General features: G+C 39.2%; 28 protein-coding genes. 8 read left to right on the forward strand and 20 right to left on the reverse strand.

The features are described 5' to 3' along the window. Positions 1-74 precede the first annotated feature (74 nt). From ACFPZG_RS15400 to ACFPZG_RS15440, 9 genes are all read right to left on the reverse strand, one after another. The gene (locus ACFPZG_RS15400; protein ID WP_317940792.1) at positions 75-833 is read right to left on the reverse strand and encodes an ABC transporter ATP-binding protein; all 759 of its coding nucleotides are present in this window, start codon (positions 831-833) and stop codon (positions 75-77) included. Between the two features lie 13 nt (positions 834-846). After that, a complete protein-coding gene (locus ACFPZG_RS15405) occupies positions 847-3,156 on the reverse strand; it encodes an ABC transporter permease (protein WP_317940791.1) in 2,310 nt (769 codons plus the stop codon). Between the two features lie 607 nt (positions 3,157-3,763). Continuing rightward, positions 3,764-4,336: a DUF2812 domain-containing protein gene (locus ACFPZG_RS15410; RefSeq protein WP_317940790.1), complete on the reverse strand. Its 573-nt coding sequence runs from the start codon at positions 4,334-4,336 to the stop codon at positions 3,764-3,766. Further along, on the reverse strand, positions 4,323-4,652 hold the full coding sequence (locus ACFPZG_RS15415) for a PadR family transcriptional regulator (protein WP_381427865.1): 330 nt from the start codon (positions 4,650-4,652) through the stop codon (positions 4,323-4,325). The genes ACFPZG_RS15410 and ACFPZG_RS15415 overlap by 14 nt, the downstream gene beginning before the upstream one ends. Positions 4,653-4,865: 213 nt before the next feature. Continuing rightward, positions 4,866-5,510 carry a vWA domain-containing protein gene (locus ACFPZG_RS15420; protein ID WP_283734349.1) on the reverse strand — a complete coding sequence of 215 codons (645 nt, stop codon included), beginning with the start codon at positions 5,508-5,510 and terminating at the stop codon, positions 4,866-4,868. An 80-nt stretch (positions 5,511-5,590) separates the two neighbouring features. Then, the gene (locus tag ACFPZG_RS15425) at positions 5,591-6,094 is read right to left on the reverse strand and encodes a hypothetical protein (protein ID WP_283734348.1); all 504 of its coding nucleotides are present in this window, start codon (positions 6,092-6,094) and stop codon (positions 5,591-5,593) included. A 92-nt stretch (positions 6,095-6,186) separates the two neighbouring features. Continuing rightward, positions 6,187-6,633 carry a universal stress protein gene (locus tag ACFPZG_RS15430; protein ID WP_283734347.1) on the reverse strand — a complete coding sequence of 149 codons (447 nt, stop codon included), beginning with the start codon at positions 6,631-6,633 and terminating at the stop codon, positions 6,187-6,189. A 124-nt stretch (positions 6,634-6,757) separates the two neighbouring features. Next, positions 6,758-7,219, reverse strand: a complete 462-nt coding sequence (locus ACFPZG_RS15435; protein WP_283734346.1) for a hypothetical protein — start codon at positions 7,217-7,219, stop codon at positions 6,758-6,760. 230 nt (positions 7,220-7,449) lie between these two features. After that, positions 7,450-7,713 (reverse strand): hypothetical protein, encoded by a 264-nt coding sequence (locus tag ACFPZG_RS15440; RefSeq protein WP_317940789.1) that lies wholly within the window; start codon positions 7,711-7,713, stop codon positions 7,450-7,452. A 148-nt stretch (positions 7,714-7,861) separates the two neighbouring features. Here ACFPZG_RS15440 and ACFPZG_RS15445 point away from each other — a divergent pair, with 148 nt between their 5' ends. After that, the gene (locus tag ACFPZG_RS15445; protein WP_317940788.1) at positions 7,862-8,068 is read left to right on the forward strand and encodes a cysteine-rich CWC family protein; all 207 of its coding nucleotides are present in this window, start codon (positions 7,862-7,864) and stop codon (positions 8,066-8,068) included. A gap of 95 nt (positions 8,069-8,163) precedes the next feature. Beyond that, on the forward strand, positions 8,164-8,661 hold the full coding sequence (locus tag ACFPZG_RS15450; protein ID WP_283734344.1) for a YehS family protein: 498 nt from the start codon (positions 8,164-8,166) through the stop codon (positions 8,659-8,661). Between the two features lie 51 nt (positions 8,662-8,712). Here the strand turns inward: ACFPZG_RS15450 and ACFPZG_RS15455 are convergent, their stop codons facing one another. Both ACFPZG_RS15455 and ACFPZG_RS15460 read right to left on the reverse strand, forming a co-directional pair. Beyond that, positions 8,713-9,123 carry a helix-turn-helix domain-containing protein gene (locus tag ACFPZG_RS15455; RefSeq protein WP_283734343.1) on the reverse strand — a complete coding sequence of 137 codons (411 nt, stop codon included), beginning with the start codon at positions 9,121-9,123 and terminating at the stop codon, positions 8,713-8,715. A 13-nt stretch (positions 9,124-9,136) separates the two neighbouring features. Further along, positions 9,137-9,487, reverse strand: coding sequence for a hypothetical protein (locus tag ACFPZG_RS15460; protein WP_381427841.1), 351 nt, complete (start codon positions 9,485-9,487; stop codon positions 9,137-9,139). A 287-nt stretch (positions 9,488-9,774) separates the two neighbouring features. Here ACFPZG_RS15460 and ACFPZG_RS15465 point away from each other — a divergent pair, with 287 nt between their 5' ends. The 3 genes from ACFPZG_RS15465 (at position 9,775) to ACFPZG_RS15475 (ending at position 10,465) form a co-directional block, all read left to right on the forward strand. Next, positions 9,775-9,993: a DUF1659 domain-containing protein gene (locus ACFPZG_RS15465; RefSeq protein ID WP_283734341.1), complete on the forward strand. Its 219-nt coding sequence runs from the start codon at positions 9,775-9,777 to the stop codon at positions 9,991-9,993. A 55-nt stretch (positions 9,994-10,048) separates the two neighbouring features. Then, on the forward strand, positions 10,049-10,267 hold the full coding sequence (locus ACFPZG_RS15470; protein WP_283734340.1) for a DUF2922 domain-containing protein: 219 nt from the start codon (positions 10,049-10,051) through the stop codon (positions 10,265-10,267). 69 nt (positions 10,268-10,336) lie between these two features. After that, entirely contained in the window at positions 10,337-10,465 is a 129-nt protein-coding gene (locus ACFPZG_RS15475) for a YvrJ family protein (protein ID WP_283732055.1), read from the forward strand. Positions 10,466-10,762: 297 nt separating this feature from the next. On the opposite strand, the gene ACFPZG_RS15480 is transcribed toward ACFPZG_RS15475, so the two are convergent. From ACFPZG_RS15480 to ACFPZG_RS15500, 5 genes are read right to left on the reverse strand one after another with little or no spacing between them, the layout of a single operon-like run. Then, positions 10,763-11,890, reverse strand: a complete 1,128-nt coding sequence (locus ACFPZG_RS15480) for a TolB family protein (protein WP_283734339.1) — start codon at positions 11,888-11,890, stop codon at positions 10,763-10,765. Between the two features lie 16 nt (positions 11,891-11,906). Beyond that, on the reverse strand, positions 11,907-12,401 hold the full coding sequence (locus ACFPZG_RS15485) for a hypothetical protein (protein WP_283734338.1): 495 nt from the start codon (positions 12,399-12,401) through the stop codon (positions 11,907-11,909). Then, positions 12,394-14,085: a sensor histidine kinase gene (locus ACFPZG_RS15490; RefSeq protein WP_381427844.1), complete on the reverse strand. Its 1,692-nt coding sequence runs from the start codon at positions 14,083-14,085 to the stop codon at positions 12,394-12,396. The genes ACFPZG_RS15485 and ACFPZG_RS15490 overlap by 8 nt, the downstream gene beginning before the upstream one ends. 50 nt (positions 14,086-14,135) lie before the next feature. Beyond that, positions 14,136-14,816: a response regulator transcription factor gene (locus ACFPZG_RS15495; protein WP_283734336.1), complete on the reverse strand. Its 681-nt coding sequence runs from the start codon at positions 14,814-14,816 to the stop codon at positions 14,136-14,138. A 29-nt stretch (positions 14,817-14,845) separates the two neighbouring features. Beyond that, positions 14,846-15,409 (reverse strand): hypothetical protein, encoded by a 564-nt coding sequence (locus tag ACFPZG_RS15500; protein WP_283734335.1) that lies wholly within the window; start codon positions 15,407-15,409, stop codon positions 14,846-14,848. A gap of 452 nt (positions 15,410-15,861) precedes the next feature. Here ACFPZG_RS15500 and nhaC point away from each other — a divergent pair, with 452 nt between their 5' ends. Next, on the forward strand, positions 15,862-17,256 hold the full coding sequence (gene nhaC, locus ACFPZG_RS15505; protein WP_317940786.1) for a Na+/H+ antiporter NhaC: 1,395 nt from the start codon (positions 15,862-15,864) through the stop codon (positions 17,254-17,256). Positions 17,257-17,365: 109 nt separating this feature from the next. On the opposite strand, the gene ACFPZG_RS15510 is transcribed toward nhaC, so the two are convergent. Then, positions 17,366-18,172: an aldo/keto reductase family protein gene (locus tag ACFPZG_RS15510; protein WP_283734332.1), complete on the reverse strand. Its 807-nt coding sequence runs from the start codon at positions 18,170-18,172 to the stop codon at positions 17,366-17,368. 147 nt (positions 18,173-18,319) lie between these two features. On the opposite strand from ACFPZG_RS15510, the gene ACFPZG_RS15515 reads away from it, so the two are divergent. Together ACFPZG_RS15515 and ACFPZG_RS15520 are read left to right on the forward strand one after the other, a co-directional pair. Next, positions 18,320-18,901 (forward strand): protein-L-isoaspartate(D-aspartate) O-methyltransferase, encoded by a 582-nt coding sequence (locus ACFPZG_RS15515; RefSeq protein WP_283734331.1) that lies wholly within the window; start codon positions 18,320-18,322, stop codon positions 18,899-18,901. 90 nt (positions 18,902-18,991) lie between these two features. Continuing rightward, positions 18,992-19,123 carry a hypothetical protein gene (locus ACFPZG_RS15520; RefSeq protein WP_381427850.1) on the forward strand — a complete coding sequence of 44 codons (132 nt, stop codon included), beginning with the start codon at positions 18,992-18,994 and terminating at the stop codon, positions 19,121-19,123. A gap of 228 nt (positions 19,124-19,351) precedes the next feature. On the opposite strand, the gene ACFPZG_RS15525 is transcribed toward ACFPZG_RS15520, so the two are convergent. The 3 genes from ACFPZG_RS15525 to ACFPZG_RS15535 form a co-directional block, all read right to left on the reverse strand. After that, entirely contained in the window at positions 19,352-19,462 is a 111-nt protein-coding gene (locus ACFPZG_RS15525) for a putative holin-like toxin (protein WP_283734330.1), read from the reverse strand. A 177-nt stretch (positions 19,463-19,639) separates the two neighbouring features. Beyond that, entirely contained in the window at positions 19,640-19,789 is a 150-nt protein-coding gene (locus tag ACFPZG_RS15530; protein ID WP_381427852.1) for a hypothetical protein, read from the reverse strand. A gap of 183 nt (positions 19,790-19,972) precedes the next feature. After that, entirely contained in the window at positions 19,973-20,440 is a 468-nt protein-coding gene (locus ACFPZG_RS15535) for a pentapeptide repeat-containing protein (protein ID WP_283734328.1), read from the reverse strand. Between the last annotated feature and the right edge of the window lie 128 nt (positions 20,441-20,568).

Consider the following 20,568-nt stretch of genomic DNA (forward strand, 5'->3'; position numbering starts at 1 on the left):
GTGCCAGGTTCTAAAACAATTTAAAATTCAATAAGAACCTGGTACTTCTAATCAATTATCACAACATCTAAAAATCATATTCCAATTTCACGCATTTTTACTGTAACTTCTTCGACACGGTTTTCGATATTTTTCCCATCAAACTTCGGAAGTTTTAGCTCGCTTACGATCTTGCCGTCGCGCATAAACATAATGCGTTCGGTTCTTGCAGCTACTTTTGCGTCGTGAGTTACAAGCATAACTGCAGTACCTTCTGCGGTGATATCAGAAAAAATGTCCATAATCTCTTCTGCAGATTTAGAGTTAAGCGCACCAGTAGGCTCGTCACCGAAAATGATTTTAGGGTTGTTCATAATCGCTCGGCATATCCCAGCTCGTTGAAGCTGGCCTCCCGAAACCTGTGTAATATCACGATTTTCAAGCTCCGCAATCCCTACCCTTTTCATAAGATTTCTTGCCTTCTCTGAAATTTTTACAACATTTTTTCTGTTGTCACGCATTGACGGAAGTATGATGTTATCGATTATATTTAAATTTTTCAACATAGTCGGTTGCTGAAAAACAAATCCTATTTTATTTCTACGTATATCTGACAGCTCATTCTCCGAAACCGCTGATAAATCCTCACCTTCAAAAAGAACCTTTCCACTAGTAACGCAATCCGTTCCACTTAGTGCAAACATCAACGTCGATTTCCCTGAGCCCGAAGGTCCCATAACCGAAACGAACTCACCCTCGTTTATTTCAACAGATACTCCATCGAGAACATTACGCTGTTCATCGCCCTCACCGAAAGACTTTACTATATGTTCACCGAAAATAATCTTATTCATATGCCTCCCCCTCCTACTCTTTAATATTTTCGGAAATCTTTATTTTTCCTGCGTTTGATATACCGATCATTGTTGCGATAAGAATCACGAAGATCATCAACAATGGACTAAGCACATACGCGGTAAGCGGATTGACCGTAAAGTTAAACGTCGATGCTCCAAATGAGGAGATCATCAAGCCTGCAAGCAGCTCACCAAGAGTGTTTGCGAGAAGTGTACCAAAGATTATCCCTATAAATAGCACGAAAACCGAACGAGATACATACTGCTTTTTAATATCCAAGTTTGTAAAACCGAGTGCTTTCTTGACAGCAATTGAATTTCTATCTCTTGCAACAAGCATTTTCATGAACAACAGTGTAACCAGCACCATAATAACTAGCGCAACGGCAACTGCGGCGTAGGAAGCCATTTCAACGGAACTTATTGTCGAACCAAAGGTCTGAGATACAAATTCATCAATGTTGGAAGTCTTTGCGAAATCAAATTTGTCCCCGTACTCTAATACCTTACTTTCAACAAGAGATTCATCTGAAAGTTCAACACAGACGATGGTCCACATAACTTTTGTCGAATCGTCGGAGAATACAGCCTTTGCGGTTTTTCCGCCGTTCGTAACATCGGAATATAGTCCGCTTACCGTGAGGTCCTTCTCCTTCCCACCAATCAACAGCGTTATGACATCGCCGACCTTCTTGTTCATTTCATCTGCATTTATAGCAGAAAGTGCGATTTCGTTTTCTGAAGCAGGAGCACTGCCCTCAGAATACTCTATTGGAAATACTGAATGATCACCAAGTTCAACTTTTATATTTTCCTCTATTCCGTTACCCATTTTCACTTTGAAAATCTTAGTTGTCATAACTGCATACTTTGAAACAGCACGATCGCCATCTATCGTCTTCACAATTTCATCGGTTCCCTCAGGTTTATTCGTTTGAATACGCAAATCGTAATTTCCGATTCCCATATATTGAATGAAGCTTTTTGAGGAAATCGTGTTGTACAGGTTCTGCGGAACAAGCATGATAAATGCTGACATTACAAGGACCACAAGCATTGTGGCGTATAGTTTTTTTCTTGCGAGAACATCTTTGATACCTAAAAAAACATTCGTGCTAAACAATCTGTTTTTGACTAAGGTAAAACGCTTTGCCCCTATTTTCTTGTCCTGGGAAGTGCCAAAGCGTATAGCTTCTGCGGCAGAAATTTTCCGAAAACGTTTCAGCACACCATTGACATAGCCAGTAATTGAAAGGAAAACGAGTAGTATACCGATAATTCCTAAAGCCATAGCATAAGAAGAGTTTTCGCTTTCCCCCATATATAGGCGTATATTTTCAAGAAGCACGCTTTGGAACATAAGTGAAAGAATAAACCCGATAATACTACCCACAGCCGCAATAACTGCATATTTTGCAAGATAAATCTTCTTTATGTCTGATAGGCGAAGCCCTATTGCTTTCATAACACCAATTTCACGGTAGTCGTCTTCAATTTTCGCAAGGAGCGTAAAACGTATGCTCATAAATGCGATGGTAACGACAAGTGCGCTAATCAGTAGGATCACTGCTACCATCATCCCATCTGAGATGGCGTTCATCATTTTAAAAAGCGTATATGTAACTGTTGGTCCGTTTGCTTCAAGTCCTGCGGAAGCATAAGCTGCTTCAAATTCGCCAATCACCGAAAAGTTCTTTAATCTAAACTCTATTAGATATTCGATACTTCCAAATTCCGCTATTTCTATGAAATCATCGTCGCTTACAAGAAATCGCTTTGACGCGGAGAGTGAGGAATTCATAGTCGAATCACGGAGAAATCCCGCGACAGTAAATTCCTTCCCGCTTATTATTGCCTTATCACCGATCTTTGTCGTGTTGTCCTTCAAATACGCTACAGGAACATAAAGTTCGCCGCCGGATACGTTATTGATGATGTTGCCATTAAGATCAAGGAGATAATCGAATTTCTCGTTTTGTACGCTAAGGCCGTTATCCTGAACACTATTCGCAAGTGAATTATCGCCGAAAATAAACTCAGCGCCTTCTATGCCTAGAAACTCAACTACCTGATATTCTTCGACGTTGCTATTTTGCTCTGCAAAAGATGCAAGTCGATCAGTATCAATTTCACCCAAATGCATCTGCATAAAATGCGGAGTTTTCGATTGGGTCATAAGTGTATCAAGCGCACCTGAAAGATTAACGATAAGAATAGCCGCCAACGATACAAGCATTGCCGCAACAGCAACAAATATCGTTGTTGTCAATGTAATGGCTTTGCTCTTTAAAATGTCATTACGAATTATTCTGCTATACATATGTCACCTCTGTATCTTAAGTTTTTACCCGTAAACTAATATAAACTTATCACTACAACAAAGATTTCTTATATGGCTCAAGTCTGAGATTTGGTACATCGTAAGAATGAAATTATCTATCAGTACAAGATAAATGCACTTCCCTTCAAAAACACATCAAATTAAAGACTCTGTTAAAGCACATAGTTTAACAGAGCCAAATTAAATAAGAGATGAATGTAATTCATAATTCGATTTTCACTTTAGACGAAATGCTTTCTCCGGGCACGGTTTCAATCCGAATCTATTACAGAATATCATGTGTCACACCGCTAATTGTTAAGACCTTCTAAATCTTAATAATTCTTTCACAATGCCGGCATCACAATACATCAAAAAACCCTCAGTCGACTTTTCGACTGAAGGTACATCCGTCCATGATTAGCGTGTGTAGGAAAGGACTGCATTGTGGAAGTTGCAAAGTGCTTTTACTGCCTCAACTTTTGTAGCGTACTCAAAAATCCGGAAGCTTTTCTTTTCAATACACAAAACTGATAGAAAAACTAATGAAGAGAATATATAAAAGACATAACATATTTAAATAACTAATATGTTATGTCCTTCTCTCTTATATTTCAACTTCTTTTACCAATAAAGAATTATAGACTTTTTTATGTCGGAAGTAATCTATCGTACAATTTATAGCGAAAAACAATGTCATTATCCCTACTCCAAGAAAAGCAGATCTTTCGTAAATAGTATATAGAACAATTAACACAGCGAACATGAAACTACTTATGATTATGTAAACAAGCGAGGACGACATTCTCCGTTTTTCACGTTCTCTATATGAGTCCTGGTCAGAAAAAATATCGCTTTGCGGGTTTGAAGAGGTTGTATAAAATATATGCTTAGAATACCAACTGTTTTTTGAAAGCAAAGTCCAACCGGCATCTGTAAAAATGCCTTTGTACTCCTCGTACTCGCCCTTTTTCAACTCGCGATAATCAATTTTGTAAGTTATATTTTTATGCTCCTCATATTGTATTCGTTCGAAAACATATTGACAGTCATCCATATCCTCTGAATCATAACTTTTCAGTATCCAACCTTCGTTTAACATACTTTGCAACCATAGTTCTTCCTTAGAAAAATTAGAAAACCGTTTTGTCACTTTTTTTACCGTATTATTTTTCGCCATTTTCAATCCCCCTCTGTATGATTTTTTTTGATAGATCAATCATTCGAATATATCTCTCGTATTCCGAATGAAGTACATCTTTTCCTTGTTCCGTAATACAATAGGTTTTCTTCTTACGTTGTTCCTTCTCAACTGCTAATGTTTTGATCAGCCCTTGCTTCTCTAAATTTTTTAATACTCCATAAAGAGTCCCTGGTGCAATAATATAGTTCCCTTCACTCGCATCTTCAATTTCTTTAATGACACCATAGCCATGTAGTGGTTCTTTATAAAGGGCTAATAAAATTAAATACGTAGATTCTGATAGTGGATTTATAGAAGATACCTCCCTTGATGTATCGACTCACGATATATCGATACTCATAATTTATACTATAATATATCGACTGTCAATACATTGATGCTCGATAATATTAAATTGCACAAAAAAAGAGGAACTATGCACTCATACCGAACATAGTTCCCCTTCTATTTTTATGTTTACGATGCAGTTAATAATGCGCGACGCCTTCCCTTTACCATTTTTAGATCACTCACGCATACAAAAATCTGCTTCAATACGTTCTTTCCAATTTTCTTCTATTTTACTATGTTCCCGTAAGGAACTGATTGTTTCACTGATCACATCATAGTTCAACTGTGTTCCATCACTGTCTGCATAATAATTCGTAGCCCTATCCTCTTCAATTCCGAAGAGATTTGCAGTTGCAATCGCGTCAATGTTAGCACCTAAAAATAAAAACTCCCATCCGAATTTATTCTTTTGATGCTCAATCATGTTACGTACTTTTTCATAGTTGAATTCCCGACTGGCATTTTCCATGCCATCCGTCGTAATGACGAACAGTATATTTTCCGCACGTTCTTCTTCTGCGGCAAGTTTCTGTGCATTGCTTATTTGTAAGATCGTTTTTCCGACTGCATCCAAAAGCGCAGTCGTCCCTCTTACAAAATACTCATCATCCGTCATCGGTTCAACCGTACGAAGGTTAACGCGATCATGTAGTATTTCATAGCTGTCATCAAAAAGGACAGTCGTAATCACAGCTTCCCCCTGTCCCTTTTTCTGTTTTTGCAGCATGGCATTATAACCACCGATTGTATCGGCCTCCAGACCACTCATTGAGCCGCTTCTATCTAAAATAAAAATTAGTTCAGTTAACCCTTTTTTCATATCGTTTTCCTCCCAAAATTGTTTATAGGGGAAGAATAACATTCAAAAAAGGGCATCAGGTCGCCTGCAAAGCGACACTTTTATACGCCTATCAGGTTTTGCTCAAAAGCGAACAACGCTTCATTGATCTCAAAAAGATTATAATTCTCTTCTCTGATGAAATACTCGATGATCAGGTCGAACTTGCTACTTGGCGAAAGAGCGAATCCCGCCGCTAACAATAAATCCTTCGCTTCATCTAAATTCAATTGCAAGGCGATCGCAAACGCAATTGCAGTCACTTTACTCGGTCGATAGTGGATATCATTACGGATTTTCGAAAAAAGTCTCCGATCCACATTCGCCTGTTTATAGATTTGCGCATCTGTCATCCCTTTTTCATCAATCCAACGGAGTAACCTTTGGGAAAACGTTTCATCCACTTGTCTCACAACATCTTCCAAGCTTCGGCTTTCCTCTCGAACAGTTGACTCCATTTGAAACAGTTCAGATTCAATTTCAAGTTGATGAAACACCAATTCGTCGACATAGTTATCATCGATAAATTCAGAGATGGATGACAGCAGTTTCTCCGACAGCGCCATGAAAAGTCCTCCTCTTGGTACACAAGATAAAAAGCCATCTACGACGAATTCTTCAAAATCGATTAGATGGCTTATTTCTTAATTATTTTCCCTTATTGTTCGGGTTTACGAATGACGAGTACATCACATTTTGCAGTGCGTACAATGTTTTCAGAGACACTGCCCATTACAAAACGTTCAACTGCATTTAGTCCCGTCGCACCACAGATGATTAGATCTGCATTCAGCTTGTTCGGGAGGTCTTTTGCAATCATTGCTTTTGGTGAGCCGTACTCGACAATTACATTGACGCTTTGCACACCAGCTTGTACTGCTTCCGCTTTGTAGTTATTCAGCATTTCTCCCGCATATTTATGAGCGCTTTCAGCTGCAGCACGGTCATACGTCTCAACAGAAGAATGTGATCGTGTATCGACGATATTGACTACATTCAACGTGGCATCATTTCGTTCTGCAATGGCCATTGCCTTTTTGAAAGCCCATTCCGACTCTTTTGATCCATCGACTGCGACGATTATTTGTTTATAAGTTAGTGTCATAGATTTCACTCCATTCATACTTTACTACTTCGACAGTTAAGGAGCATTTCCTCCGCCAATACCCCTTATATTTTGACATGTTTATGACAACCCTTGAGAACGGGTTTTATCCTAGGCAGCAATTTCACTTCAAACTTTCCAAATCACTCACTAACAGCTTTTTACTGTCTTCATCAATCATTTTCTCTGCACATTCATAGGCTAAATCTTTATAACTCTGGCTCTCCTCATTTCGCCCTAAGACGTTGCAAGCTCTTGCCGCAGCCTCATATCCGTATCCAATATAAAAAGGAGCAAGACTCGCCTCTTCACTCACAGCTATACAGCGTTTCGCATAATTCAACGCATTTTCTCCTTGCCCTACCACTGCATATACACGTGAAAGTTGCCAATATCCGATAGAGAGATTCGTCTCAGTACATTCTTCTGCTTGTGTCCAATGCCAGAAAGAACTATGACAAAGGTGAATCATCTGCTCTTTTTCCTCAGGTGTCCGTACTTCCTTCTCAAGAAGATCCCACACTTGATTAAAACAAGTTGCGGCTACTTGTTTATGGGATAAGGTTGGTGCTTCAGTTTCTTTCATAATAGCTCTACCTCACTTTAGTTAATGAACACTTTTCGAGCCTTTATCACAACCATTTTATCATAGTGAGATAAATATGAACATTTCACACAAAGAGTTCTTGCGACTAACCAACCTACTATTGCTCTAAGCAACCCGTTTTTCCATAAAAAAAAACACCACCCCTTCGACTTTTCGGTCGAAGGGGTAGTGTTGAAGTACTTTATATCCTAAAATTTTCAATCAAGGACTTAGTTGCCTGCGATATTTAGACACCAAGTGAAATTTTCCCAAGCGGAATACCAACCGGTGAAAATCTCGTGCGAATCATCCCAACGAACCTCAAATTTCTTATGGCCATCTATCTCAACCAAATACAACGCGAGGGTATTATCCACCTTAGAAATCGCTATTAACATGCCGTTTTGACGTTCTTCCTCAGTAAACGGTACATCTGAAACCGAACGCACTTGTGCTAGTTCAAATACTTGCTTGTTGCTGATTCTATAATTCATAATTAGCCTCCAATAAATCATTTATTCATTATATCAGTTCATCCTTCTTCTGCAAATCATAAAAGTACAGAAGTATATTACAAATACCTTTTCCTCTTTTGGTATTGAATTAGTTATAATAGAGATAGTAGAAAGAAGGTGCAAAACGATGCATCCCCCAAGTAACGAGGAATGTCCGCTATGCGGAAAAACTAACAACTGTTGTAACGGAAAAGATAAATCGCTCGGCATTTGTTGGTGTAGCCAAGAAACCTTTCCAAATGGAATTTTCGAACTGATTCCTGAAAATGATATCCGTGTGAAATGCATTTGCAAAGAATGTCTGAATCGATATAAAAGCGGTACCCTTCAATAAGGTGTCAGGCAGCCGAACTTAATAGTAACACACAAAAGGGCAATAATAAGGATGAATTTTTTTTGTACTAACAGCATTATACAGGAGGACTACAAATGAATAATAATGATATATTAATTCGATTACGATATGCTTTGGATTTTAGTAATACCGAGATGGTAGATATTTTTAAACTTGGTGGCATTGAAGTGTCAAAAGAAGATGTACTTATGCTGCTTACAAAATCAAATGAAGATGAAGCTGAAAATGAATTGCAAATGAAGTGTACGAATCAAATGTTGGATTCTTTTTTAAATGGCCTTATTATCTATAAAAGAGGCAAACAAGAGCCAAAACCGGGACAACCCCAAGCTCCATCAGCATCTATCATGACGAATGAAAATGTTAATAACTTCCTACTAAAGAAAGTGAAAATAGCACTCGCGTTAACAAGTGAGGATATGCTTGAGATTTTAGAAGATGCAGGGATCACAATATCCAAAGGCGAACTAAGCGCCGTATTGAGAAAAGAAGGGCATAAGAATTATAAACCGTGCCTGGATCGATACGCGAGGAACTTCTTAAAAGGACTGGCTATAAAATATCGGAACTAATGTAAAGTGCCTGATACTAATGCAATTTAATTGCGTTTGTACCAGGCATTTTTATGGTAATAATAGGTTCCCTACAACTTTATTTTTTTCTAATAGCTGCTTCATTTTATAATCCGCACTTAGCAGAACTTGTTTTATTTGTTTAATCTGTTCTTCTTTTTCAACTATCTGTTTGTATTTATTCTCAAATACTATTTTTACTTTCTGAAGCTTTTGGATTTCTTCTTTGGTCAGTTCTTTATTTCGATCGGTATTTTGCGACAAGTCAAAAAGCAATTTAATTTCTTGAAGTGAAAACCCGGTTAGTTTTAGTTTACGGATTGTAGCAATTATTTCGATGTCTTGCTCGCTATACACTCGGTGTTTATTTATTATTTTTGGATGTAATAAATCTATTTTTTCGTAATAACGAATGGTATCTTTACTAAGGCCAGTGCATGCTGCAAATTCGCCGATTTTCATGGTTAATCACCCATTATTTTATAAATTTATAGACCAGTAAAACAAGTATACAATGGAAAAGGAATCGTACGATATGATGAGTGTACGTAAGCCGTCCATTTGATAGTACCCCTTGAACAACCGCCAATATTTGCAACAGGACAAATGCCAGAAGTAACAATACTAGCATCCAGTCTTTGTTTGGAATAAATAACATTCCAAGAATTCCGCTTGATACGACTATAAATAAGATTGATTGTACTTGAAAACCATTTTCTTTCAGTTGATGTATACCCGCTACCCCTGTTAATACAGCGTAAAACCCTATTAATCCATACGTGAAAATCTCCACTACTAACACTCCCCATCTTTTATTGTTACTCATACTTTAAAAGATGGAGTTTACTCCATGTCAACATCTAATAATAACAGCCTAAAAGGAAAGAAGAGAGACAACCAACCACCCTATCAATATTCGGTTGCACACAATCATTCTACCATAGCAAGATTAATAAGAACATTCTATGCAATTCATTTCAGATAAGGTAATAGGCACTGGACATAAAAACCCTTTTAAAAACTTTTTCAAAACTTTTTTCAAAAAAATACACGAAGAAAGTATCCTTTCCCTCATTTCAAGTCTATATAGTATGTGAAAGGAGGGGAAAGCAGATGGCGACAATCGAATTTAGACATGCAGTTGGAAAGGTGTATTTCGATGCTGGTATGACAGAGGATGGGAAATTGATCCGAAAATCGAAATCCTACCGTAACATCGCAGAAGGGGCGACGGCTGACAACCTATACATTGCCCTTACACAATTGGCACAGCTCTCCGAATATCCATTAATCGGAGCAGAAAGACAAGAAATAGCAGACATTATGAACTAAGTGGAAAGGCAAGAAACAGCAGACATTATGACTAAGTAGAAAGGGGTGATGAGGAATGGCGAAATCATTACAATTGAACTTCACGACTGCTGCGGGAAAACAGACATCCCTAACAGTGGACGAGCCAAAAGCTGGATTAACACCAGCTGAAGTAGAAGCAGCTATGCAGGAGATTATCGCTTCGCAAGTGTTTGAAGTGGATGGCTCTTTTCTTGCAACCGTAAGAGGCGCTCGCATTATTGGACGTACTGTAGAAGAACTTGTAAAAGCGTAATGAAAAGTGGCTCCCCGGCCCCCTGGGGAGCCTTTTCATTACATTAAAAATGAAGGAGGCGGATTCAAAATGGAACAATGGTTAACTTTCATACAACAAATCGGATTTCCGATTTTTGTATCCTTTTATCTCTTGCACCGGCTTGAAACGAAACTCGAAGCCATACACAATGCGCTTGTTTCATTAAAGGTGAAGTAGTGGACGGTAGGTAATTTGGTTGTAATATCAAAAAAACTGCCCCATGAGAGGGGTATCTGCATATAATTGCTGACAATGAATAAACTAAAAAGGACCACCTATTGCGGATACAATAGACGGTCTCTAAAATCCAATAGCAGGTTCCATTCAACGGGATCAGCTAGTGGGATAAACTAATCCATCCGATATGAGCGGCCACTCAAGGATGGATTTTTTTATTGTGGAACGACAGGATTCACTTCAATTTACTCACTGTTTTTTCATTATTAAACCCTAACAAACACTCGATCATTTACCCTATTTCAAATATATAATACTGCTGTTATAGTTTCTTTCATCTAATTCTGTAACGGCAATTTTATTACCAGAAGGGCTCCATCGGATGTTAGCATTTCCGACATTCGCTGCAACTTGTACGGATTTATCAGTTACTACATCGTACAAATAGAGTCCGTTAGTGTCTACGCCGTTGATGTTAGATTTGAGTTGGTATGCGATCATCTGCTGGTTAGGAGACCAGGAAGCATCGGTCACTTCAGAACCCTCGGCGATTGTTCTTAAAACGTTTGCCTCGGCATCAGCAAGAAAAAGCCTTCTTGTGGATTCCGTTCCTTGGGTAATCAACATTTGCTTCCCATCGGGCGAGAGCGTGATTCCCTCCGCATTTTCCACCTTCAGATTCTTTTTTACTTTGGTCACGAGATCAAGCATATATAACTGGAAGGTGGGGCCATCAGTCGTTATATAATAGATTTTATCCTGTGTTTTTTTCACCGTGAACAATTGCTCCTCCTGCAGCTCGGCAATCTGAGTAAGATTCCTACTCGTATCAGCCAAATATGCACCACCGTAAAAGGAAGCACCGATTACATTTTGATCGTCAGTCCACTCGGCCGTATAAGCGATTCCAAGATTGTCCTCCGGCACGGTAGATTGTTCCACGGCGTTCATGCTCATCAGATAATAGGCGATATCTCCAATAGAGTATTCATAGTATAATAGGTGTTTTTTGTCGGGAGACAAAGTCGCCCCGCCGAGAAACATATTCTTTTGGGCTTTTACTGTTTTGTATTCTTTCGTATGCAGATTATAGAGGTATATGCTTTTAGGGTAGGATTCGGAATTCTCTAAGAGGCTCATTTTTTGAAGCTCTTCGTTTTCCTTTGAAAGGACAACAGTCTCTTCATTTAACCAATCAGTAATTTCCATTCCCTCATATTTATCGATTTTTTCAATGGAAATTGAGGGTAGGTCGGTATCAGTGGATTTGTTTCCATTAACAGTAATGCTTTCACTCGGCACTACGTTCACTGGACTATTTTCTTCCTGCCGCATGCTGCAAGCAGTAAGAGTCGATAAGACGAGCGCAGCTAATACTAAAATTTTCAACTTTTTTATGTGGATCATCCCCTTGTCTTTACTCAATCAAAAATAGCCTTCATTACAAAGTTAATTCCTTTTTCCAAGTTAACTCATTGCCTTGATCATCTTTAAATAGAAATACAACCTGGCCTTCCTGGCCCTCCATATAATCCGGATAGATGAAGCCGGAATATTGTCCGTTCCCACTAATGTAAAATCCAAATTCCCCATTAGCTCCGTTTTCAATGGCATCTTGAACCGAATCTGCAATAATAGTATGCGGGGTAATCCACTGCATTTCGGCTAGAGCGAACCCTTCTGGGACCTGTTTCACTACGAAATCAAAACTATATCCCTCCATCGGTTTTGGGGTCTGATCGATAATAATTAATATTTCATCGTCGTCGGTACTTGCTGAATCATCATCCAATGTGGTGCTGTCGTCTTGAGTACTTTCAACTGGCTGTGCGTTAACTGTATCTGTTGCGCCAGTTTGTGATTTTCCTGCACAACCGCTTATCATTAGCAGCGCGCATAGAACTGAAATGATATAGATAATCTTCTTGTTATTCATGTTGTTCTCCTCCGCTTTCATTTAAGGTAAAAGAAAATGCAACGCCTTGATAGGTATTCTCCACACCAAACTCGCTATCATGAAGTTCAAGGATATGTTTGACGATCGCGAGTCCTAAACCGGTTCCTCCAGATCTACGACCCCGGGAATCTTCAACCCGGTAGAAATGGTCCCATAACCGGCTCAAATCGTTCTCTGTAATGGCTGGTCCAGTGTTCTCGATTATTATGACTACCTCTTTAGTAGATGTCCTCTCGATACGAATGGTCACGACACTGTTCTCCTCTGCATGTCGAATGGCATTACTCAATAAGTTCAGAACAACCTGTTCAATCCTTCTTGCATCTACGTTTACGAAAAGTTCTTCTTCTTTGTAAAGCTTGTATTTAAGGTTCTTGCTCTCCAACTGATGAGATAACGAATCAACTACATGTTGAATAAGGTTTGTTATGGATACGCTTCTTAATTTTAATTGAATGACCTTGGCCTCGAATTTGGAAAGCTCCAGCATATCCATGATTAACGCATTCATCCGATCGGTTTCATTCACAATGTGGCTCAGGTAGCGGTCTCTTTTGTCGTCAGCCACCCCGTCTTGCAACCCTTCCGCGAAACCTTTCACAATGCCTAAAGGGGTTTTCAATTCATGGGAGATGTTAGCAGTCAACTCTTTACGAAGTTGCTCGGATCGCTGTTTTTCTTCTATTTCCGCATGTAGTTTACCATTACTATCGGTAAGCTCTTTCAAGGTCATTTTTAAGTTCTGAGACAACGCAATTAGATTACGCGATAGCTCACCGAATTCATCTTTCGAATGGATCTCGGGCTCCACGGCAAAGTCTAACTTGGCAAGACGTGCTGCGGCGCGGTTTAGCGTTACTAACGGACGTGATACAATTCTGGAATAAATGAAAGACAGAATAATGATGAGCACGAGAATGATTGGCGTCAAATAAACAAAATACTGCATGAGTATCTCGACTGCTTCTCCGACTGGCTGCAGGGAAGTCATGACAAATAAATAACGATCATCATTTTTATTTCCTTTTAGTGATTGAATGAGAACAGCGTATTGTACACCGCTCCAATTATCTATCCATTCCACCTGAACAGGCGAACCGTTCTGCAAACGAGACTCATATTGTTCCAAATTCGGAATCAAGTCCCGGAGCGCTTCATAGATAAGTGCATCCTGATGGAGAGGGTTATACGAGCGTTTCTCAGGAAGCAATAGATCCGTTATCTTCCCCTCAACTCGGGTCAACCCTTGACCAAGGTCTTCGGTTTCCTGCTGTATGGCAATAAGTTGCATGATGGAATCATTTTCATCCATGAAGATCCCATCGACCACAAGTGTTTCACCGATTTGAATCCCATTCGGAATAGCATCTAACGTCATCGCAGGGATCAGAATTGTAACGGCCTGACTGTCTGTTTGCAACTCTAAAAAATAAGGATCTATGTTTATCTGTTCAAACTGATTATTTAAGATTGAAGTACTTGCATCATTTTCATTCATAAATGTACCGAGCAAGCTTGAAATCTGATTTTTATTGGAATCAACCTGTTTGTATTGCTCTGCAAAGTGGTTCATGTTCTCTTCAATTGTATGGATCTTGGACATTCGGTAAAACCGCTCGAAAAACAAGCCTTCTGCAAACATTACAAAGGAAAAAACAATCATAATCAGAATAGACGTTACAACGAAAAGTTTAAGGACAACGCCATGCCTTCTCATCCTTCTATCTCGAACTTATAGCCCGCGCGAATGACAGTGCGTATATATCGGCCTTCGTCCCCAAGTTTGGCTCTTAACTTTTTGATGTGGGTGTCTACTGTCCGCAAGTCTCCAAAATAATCGTACCCCCATACCGAGTCTAAAATATATTCACGGGGCAAAACCTTACCGTTGTGCTTGATGAGAAAGAGGAGCAAATCGTATTCCTTCGGCGACAGAGAAATCGTATTTCCCGACACGGAAACTGTATGAGCCAATTTGTTCACCGTTAGATTCCCACATGTAAACAGCTCTCCTTCACGCCCGGTTGTTCCTTCCGTTCTTTTCATCAATGCGGTAGCACGAGCTACTAATACCCTCGGACTAAAGGGCTTCGTCACATATTCATCGGCACCAAGCTCGAACCCCATCAAATGATCATCGTCTTCCACTCTTGCCGTGATGATAATAATAGGTATGCTGGATTTCTCTCGAATGCGCCTGCATACCGACCACCCATCCATTTCTGGCATCATGATGTCTAGAACAATTAGGTCTATCGAATTTTGTTCGAAAATCTCAAGCGCGAGTTTTCCGTTCTCCGCTTCGTACACTTCCCATTGTTCCTTTTTAAAATAATCCGTTATAAACTCACGCATAAGCATGTCATCTTCGACTAACAATATCCTTCGTTTCATGGCCGCACGCTCCACATCTATCACATTATCTACTGATTTTTTGTGCCTTTCCTAATAAGCTCAAAATAGGTGCCACCACCGGTTATAATTAATGTATTATCATCTTTTATGAAGAATGTAGCAACATGGCCATTTGAATCTGAAACATTAATTTCTGTAATAGGTGCTTTAATTCCTAAAAGATCAAAAGGGATACGATTTTGTTCTACGAAATCACTTTCTGAAATAATCGTTTCGGTGTAAATAGGATTGATAGCCACCTTTTCTATGGCTGAGGGTTGATCTCCAAAATAACTTGCTTTAATAGCTGTAAAGATTAAAGTTTTCCCTATTAAACTCTCTGCATCTTCACGACTATATGTGCCTATTCCATAAGCTTGCACCTGATTAATAATCCATTCACCAAAGTATGGCTCTGAAGCACCTTGATCAGGCTCAGTGACAACATTAGGATTAACTACCTCTTTAGGTTCAGTATCATTTTTTGCTTCGTCGTTTGTCGCAAAACTGCATCCAGTTAAGCCGATTATACCAATAAAAACCATTCCTATTATTGACAATAAGGTACTCTTCTTATTTTTTATCTTATTCATTATTATCTCCTACTAAAATTGTTTTAACTGAGTAAAATACAAATCACTAATTGGAGCTACTATGATTTTTGTTCCTTCCTCCTCGTCTATCTAATTTCAAGTTAGAGACTTAAATAGACTGAGTCCATATCTCGACTAACTACGCTTCTAAATTTAGTATAAAGTACGCCTGTGTACATCGTGTGTACGTTGTATGGATTTCAGAAGAACTTTATACACAATAAAATATGACAGCAGAAATCGTTGATCAACGCTGATCAACTGAAAGAAAGTAGCTAACGTGATATCAAAATAAATCGTAGGTGCATAGCTGTCGTTTCCATCGGTTATATTTAAGGGATTTCAGAAATATATTTTAATAGCGCAGAGGACCAGGTCCCCCAGCCCGATGTTTTCTGTCCAAGGATTTCCGAGTTGTTACAAGACTACCAAATCGAAAAGGAGTGAAAATATTGAGGAAGACAGTGAAACCATCTCTTGGCTATTCAATCATGCTTGTTCTTCTTGCAGTTTTAATGATCAGCGTCGGGATGATTGCCTTTAAAGCATCTATCCAGATCATGATGTTTATTACGATGCTTTCGATCATCCCGTTCGTTATGCGCTTGGGATACAACTATAAGCAAGTTGAAGAATTCATGTTTTCAATGATGGGAAAGGTAATGAATCCTATTCTGATCATCATGGCTGTCGGGGCTCTAATTGGCGCATGGATTTTAGCGGGTACAGTCCCGACAATGATTTTCTACGGTTTAAAGTTGGTCTCGCCTGAATTTTTCTTGCTCACTTCCCTCCTCTTTTGTTCAATTGTCTCATTGGGTACAGGAACTTCCTTCGGCACAATGGGCACTGCAGGGCTTGCTTTAATAGGGATGGGCCATGTATTAGGCGTTCCCCCGGGAATGACAGCGGGTGCAATCATAAGCGGTGCTTATTTCGGGGATAAAATGTCACCCCTGTCAGACTCTACGAATATTGTGGCCGCAATGTCCGGTAGCGATTTATTTAAACATATTAAACACATGCTGTGGACCACGGTACCTGCCTATATTCTGACAGCGATTATTTTTGGGGTGATTGACTTCACCCGTGACGGTTCCGCGAACAGTTCCGACATTGACGCCATCTTAGGTTACCTGAGTGAAGGGTTTAACTTAGGTTTTGTTCCTTTAATTCCTATCCTTGTTTTAATCGTTCTGCTTGTTCTAAAAAAGCCTGCCGTAACTTCAATTTTTGTTGCAGCACTTACAGGCGGATTTATTGCTATTGTCTATCAAGGGAATACAATCTCCACCGCTTTAAATACACTTTATACTGGATATCGTTTTGAGTCGGGAATTGCTGCGATGGATTCTTTGCTGCAAAGGGGCGGCGTCTCCAGCATGTTAGGAATCGTAGCATTATTTCTCCTTGCACTGGGCTTAGGGGGGCTTCTTCAGGGCTCGGGCGCACTGAATACAATACTTGATGCGTTTGCAAGTCGCATTAAATCTGTCGGCGGATTAATCGCCACCACAGTAATCGTAAGTTATATCACTGTCGGTGCGAGCGGTGTTATTAGCTTTGCAGCCGCAATCACCGGTACTTTAATGAAACCTCTGTATAAGCAGTTTGGCGTAAGACCCGAAAACCTCTCGCGAACGATTGAAGATACCGCAACGCAAAGTGCGGCATTATTTCCTTGGAGCATTAATTCTATATTTGCAGCTGCAACACTCGGAGTAAGTCCGGCAGCTTTCATTCCCTTCTGTTTCTTGGCATTCATTACTCCAGTATTCACACTCATTTACGGATTTACAGGTTTTACTATAACGAGGATCGATTCTGAAGAAATTGACATGGAATAAGTTTGAATTCGAGGATGCTGCAGTGCCCCAATATAAGATTGAAAGCATATGCCCGGCTATGGGCATATGCTTTTTCATCGTGTCTATCAAGGCTGAAGCAATTTGTCACTTATAGGGCAGCGATACGCTCACGATCGATTGCTGTTAGTTCGAAGTCAAAAATATTTAGGCTTTGTGCTTGGCGATCTTTATTATGAGACTTAGGAATGACGATCACATCACGTTCAATTTGGTAACGTAAAACAACTTGTGCGTATGTCTTTCCGTATTGGTTACCGATTTCTTCTAAAACCTGCCTAACCGTTTCATCGATACCGCGTAGTGGAGACCATGCGACAGTTGCAATATCATTACTTTTATTATAAGCAATTAATTCTTCATTCCAATTTCCGACTTGGGATTTAATTTGGTTAACAGCCGGTTTAATGTTGCCATTTTCAAGAATTATATCAAGATGTTCTTTTTCAAAGTTGGAAACACCAATTGACTTAAACACACCGCGGTTATGGTAGTCTTCGAGGATACTCCAAGCCTCCAAAATTTCAGCATGATTATCCCATGGTTTATGGATAAGGAATAAATCGATATAGTCAGTTTGTAATTTCTCTAAGCTTTTTTCAATTTCAGCATGTGCCCAGTCTGCACCACCGAAACCTTGAAATGTATTTAACTTCGTAGTGATAAAGAAATCTTCACGTGGTAGATAGGATTTTTTTAACCCATTTCCAACAACTTCTTCATTTACATATAATTGAGCAGAGTCAAAATGACGGTAGCCATTTTCAATTGCCCAGTCGATTTCTTGAGTATCTCCTCTTAAGGCACCTGAATATTGGTTTCCCTCTTTACCATACGTATTTGTACCACTACCGACGATTGGAATTTCAACTGCATTCGTTAATTTAATATACTTCATCTTAATCCCTCCTATGCTGTATTTTACCTTACCTTTGCTAAAGAATGGAATTTATACGACCAAGTTTACAAATGCAGTTTAGAATCCCCTATATAGGTAATGATTACTGTGCAGCAGATGCTACTACGATAAGAAGGTGCATAACCAATGGCCAATCAAAGAGAAGACATCATTATGTATTTTCAAAAACTAGACCGCAGCTTCTTCATGGATGAGCTTAAAGAATTCGCCTATATGGACGAAGCCATTCCAATTGGGTATGAACAAACCATTTCCCAGCCTTCCCTCGTCCTCGAAATGACATTGGCAATCGATTTGCAACCTAATTTAAAAGTGCTCGAAATTGGAACGGGCTCTGGCTTCCAAACCGCCCTACTCGCCGCCTTTTCGAGCGCTGTCTATACAATTGAACGAATTGCCGCCCTGCATGAACGGGCAAAAGAACGATTGGAAAAAGCCGGTTTCGCTAACATCCACTTCAAGTTGGATGACGGCAGCACCGGTTGGGAGGAATACGCTCCATACGACCGTATTATGGTAACAGCTGCTGCTGCCCAATTGCCTAACGAGCTTGTGGACCAGTTAACATTTGGAGGGAAAATGATTATCCCTGTTGGGACACCCCTTCTACAGGAACTCTTGCTGTTGGAGAAAAACGAGGATGGAGAAATTAATACGACCGTGTTGGATGGAGTGCGGTTTGTGCCTTTGAAGGGAAAGTATCAATGACGTTAGAATTTTATTCGTCACCTTTTGCACAACTAGACGAAATTGACGATACTCATGATAAAAAGCCATCTTTGCCGATTGGGAAAGGTTATGGAAATTGATTGGTCCATTGTACAAACTTATATGATTGCTGTGCATAAAGAGACTGGGAAGACGCTTTCCGAATTGCGGGAAGAGTATCTGAAGAGGGAGGAGGAAGAGAGTTCTCTCATAATTGATTAATCTTCAGCTGAATTTCAGCATCACAAAACGATCTTATTAATTGGTATAAGTAATTACATGAAATATTCGTTCGCTTGTGATAAACTAAGCATATAATAAGAAGAGACCAGATGCTGGAACATCTGGTCAGTGCAACGGACATACCGCAAGATGAGCGGTTGACCAGTATCGAAATAAAGTGTTACAAAGAGTAATCACCCTGCTTTCTTGGTCGTTAGCGGTGGGTGGTTACTTTTTTCTATTGGTGTATAGAGCAATCATCGCTACAACTGTTGCTACCGCTGTTGCGAGAAATATTCCAAATTGGAACATCATGTTAATTGCTTCGTATGTCACCATATAAACACCCCCTTTCCAGGGAGTGCCAACCGTCCATCCGCTATATGCCGTTGCTCCTATTATTCTACCATATTAGTATTTAATTATCGATTGAACATTATGAAATCTTTTAAAAGTCGGCAGTCTATAAAAGGCAAAGAAAAGAGTCAGAAGCACTAAGCCCCCCACCCCTAATCATCACGCCATATCCTCAAATGCCTCAGGATAATCAATCGTTCCAAAAACTTCTCCAGTACTTTGATCCACCGTCTCAATTGTCATATTCAGCTTCTCTGCATCCACACCATCATATACCTGATAGAACATCCCTGACATCGCAAGACCCATAGTGAAGGGTACCAGGTTCTAAAACAATTTGAAATTCAATGAGAACCTGAAATGTTTTATTTCCCTTTTTCCTTCCAATTTATTGAACTAAACTGTCCCATATGTTGAATTATAATGTACCAGTTAATTCATATATAATAAGTTTAAAATAGTAGCATTTTTTGTCTCGTCGATATTAGTGCCTTATTTGTTCTTAATTAATTCTTCAATTAGGATTCCATTAATCTTTAATCCAGTAATATCACAATCAATAATCTCCATGTGTGATAAATTACAGTTTTTAAATTGTCCTTTTGTAAGGTCACTATTTAGAAAGCTAATTGGTTTATATTGCCCGTCTGGATTAAAATTCCCTTCACCCTCAACCGGAAAAACTATATTATGAAATTCCGTCCCAAATAAATGAACATGATCTATAAATGCATTACTAAAGTTTGCATGCTGAATTCCTACCCCAGATAGATTAGCGTTAGATATTTTACTGTCACCCAAATTTACATCATTAATAGCCATTTTACTCATATTTACGTTATTAATTTTTGTATTAGCCAAACTTACATTGTCAATTTCAAGCTTCTCAGCTTTAACTTCTTGCCACTTTGAACCAGAAATATCAGCCTTTTTTAAATCAAAGTTTTTAACATTCAACATTTCAACAATCCCCCTAAATTCACTTCTTTTTCCCTTAAACAAATTCTATATTCTATCTGTTGAACCTCTCGCCACTTAACAAACTTGCAGTTTGTTTGAAGTGGGAGATTCCTAAGAACACTGACGTA

This window comes from Sporosarcina thermotolerans (assembly GCF_042658975.1).
Lineage (GTDB): Bacteria > Bacillota > Bacilli > Bacillales_A > Planococcaceae > Sporosarcina > Sporosarcina thermotolerans.

Excerpts from the sequence above, each read along its gene's own strand:
- ACFPZG_RS15500 (WP_283734335.1), bottom strand. The coding sequence starts at position 15,409 with ATGAATAAGATAAAAAATAAGAAGAGTACCTTATTGTCAATAATAGGA.
- ACFPZG_RS15450 (WP_283734344.1), top strand. The coding sequence starts at position 8,164 with ATGAATAATAATGATATATTAATTCGATTACGATATGCTTTGGATTTT.
- ACFPZG_RS15430 (WP_283734347.1), bottom strand. The coding sequence starts at position 6,633 with ATGACACTAACTTATAAACAAATAATCGTCGCAGTCGATGGATCAAAA.
- ACFPZG_RS15490 (WP_381427844.1), bottom strand. The coding sequence starts at position 14,085 with ATGATTGTTTTTTCCTTTGTAATGTTTGCAGAAGGCTTGTTTTTCGAG.
- ACFPZG_RS15495 (WP_283734336.1), bottom strand. The coding sequence starts at position 14,816 with ATGAAACGAAGGATATTGTTAGTCGAAGATGACATGCTTATGCGTGAG.
- ACFPZG_RS15475 (WP_283732055.1), top strand. The coding sequence starts at position 10,337 with ATGGAACAATGGTTAACTTTCATACAACAAATCGGATTTCCGATTTTT.
- ACFPZG_RS15530 (WP_381427852.1), bottom strand. The coding sequence starts at position 19,789 with ATGGGTCTTGCGATGTCAGGGATGTTCTATCAGGTATATGATGGTGTG.
- ACFPZG_RS15405 (WP_317940791.1), bottom strand. The coding sequence starts at position 3,156 with ATGTATAGCAGAATAATTCGTAATGACATTTTAAAGAGCAAAGCCATT.
- ACFPZG_RS15440 (WP_317940789.1), bottom strand. The coding sequence starts at position 7,713 with ATGAATTATAGAATCAGCAACAAGCAAGTATTTGAACTAGCACAAGTG.
- ACFPZG_RS15435 (WP_283734346.1), bottom strand. The coding sequence starts at position 7,219 with ATGAAAGAAACTGAAGCACCAACCTTATCCCATAAACAAGTAGCCGCA.
- ACFPZG_RS15535 (WP_283734328.1), bottom strand. The coding sequence starts at position 20,440 with ATGTTGAATGTTAAAAACTTTGATTTAAAAAAGGCTGATATTTCTGGT.
- ACFPZG_RS15515 (WP_283734331.1), top strand. The coding sequence starts at position 18,320 with ATGGCCAATCAAAGAGAAGACATCATTATGTATTTTCAAAAACTAGAC.
- ACFPZG_RS15510 (WP_283734332.1), bottom strand. The coding sequence starts at position 18,172 with ATGAAGTATATTAAATTAACGAATGCAGTTGAAATTCCAATCGTCGGT.
- ACFPZG_RS15410 (WP_317940790.1), bottom strand. The coding sequence starts at position 4,336 with ATGGCGAAAAATAATACGGTAAAAAAAGTGACAAAACGGTTTTCTAAT.
- ACFPZG_RS15420 (WP_283734349.1), bottom strand. The coding sequence starts at position 5,510 with ATGAAAAAAGGGTTAACTGAACTAATTTTTATTTTAGATAGAAGCGGC.
- ACFPZG_RS15485 (WP_283734338.1), bottom strand. The coding sequence starts at position 12,401 with ATGAATAACAAGAAGATTATCTATATCATTTCAGTTCTATGCGCGCTG.
- ACFPZG_RS15400 (WP_317940792.1), bottom strand. The coding sequence starts at position 833 with ATGAATAAGATTATTTTCGGTGAACATATAGTAAAGTCTTTCGGTGAG.
- ACFPZG_RS15460 (WP_381427841.1), bottom strand. The coding sequence starts at position 9,487 with ATGAGTAACAATAAAAGATGGGGAGTGTTAGTAGTGGAGATTTTCACG.
- ACFPZG_RS15470 (WP_283734340.1), top strand. The coding sequence starts at position 10,049 with ATGGCGAAATCATTACAATTGAACTTCACGACTGCTGCGGGAAAACAG.
- ACFPZG_RS15525 (WP_283734330.1), bottom strand. The coding sequence starts at position 19,462 with ATGGTGACATACGAAGCAATTAACATGATGTTCCAATTTGGAATATTT.
- ACFPZG_RS15465 (WP_283734341.1), top strand. The coding sequence starts at position 9,775 with ATGGCGACAATCGAATTTAGACATGCAGTTGGAAAGGTGTATTTCGAT.
- ACFPZG_RS15425 (WP_283734348.1), bottom strand. The coding sequence starts at position 6,094 with ATGGCGCTGTCGGAGAAACTGCTGTCATCCATCTCTGAATTTATCGAT.
- ACFPZG_RS15445 (WP_317940788.1), top strand. The coding sequence starts at position 7,862 with ATGCATCCCCCAAGTAACGAGGAATGTCCGCTATGCGGAAAAACTAAC.
- ACFPZG_RS15455 (WP_283734343.1), bottom strand. The coding sequence starts at position 9,123 with ATGAAAATCGGCGAATTTGCAGCATGCACTGGCCTTAGTAAAGATACC.
- ACFPZG_RS15520 (WP_381427850.1), top strand. The coding sequence starts at position 18,992 with ATGGAAATTGATTGGTCCATTGTACAAACTTATATGATTGCTGTGCAT.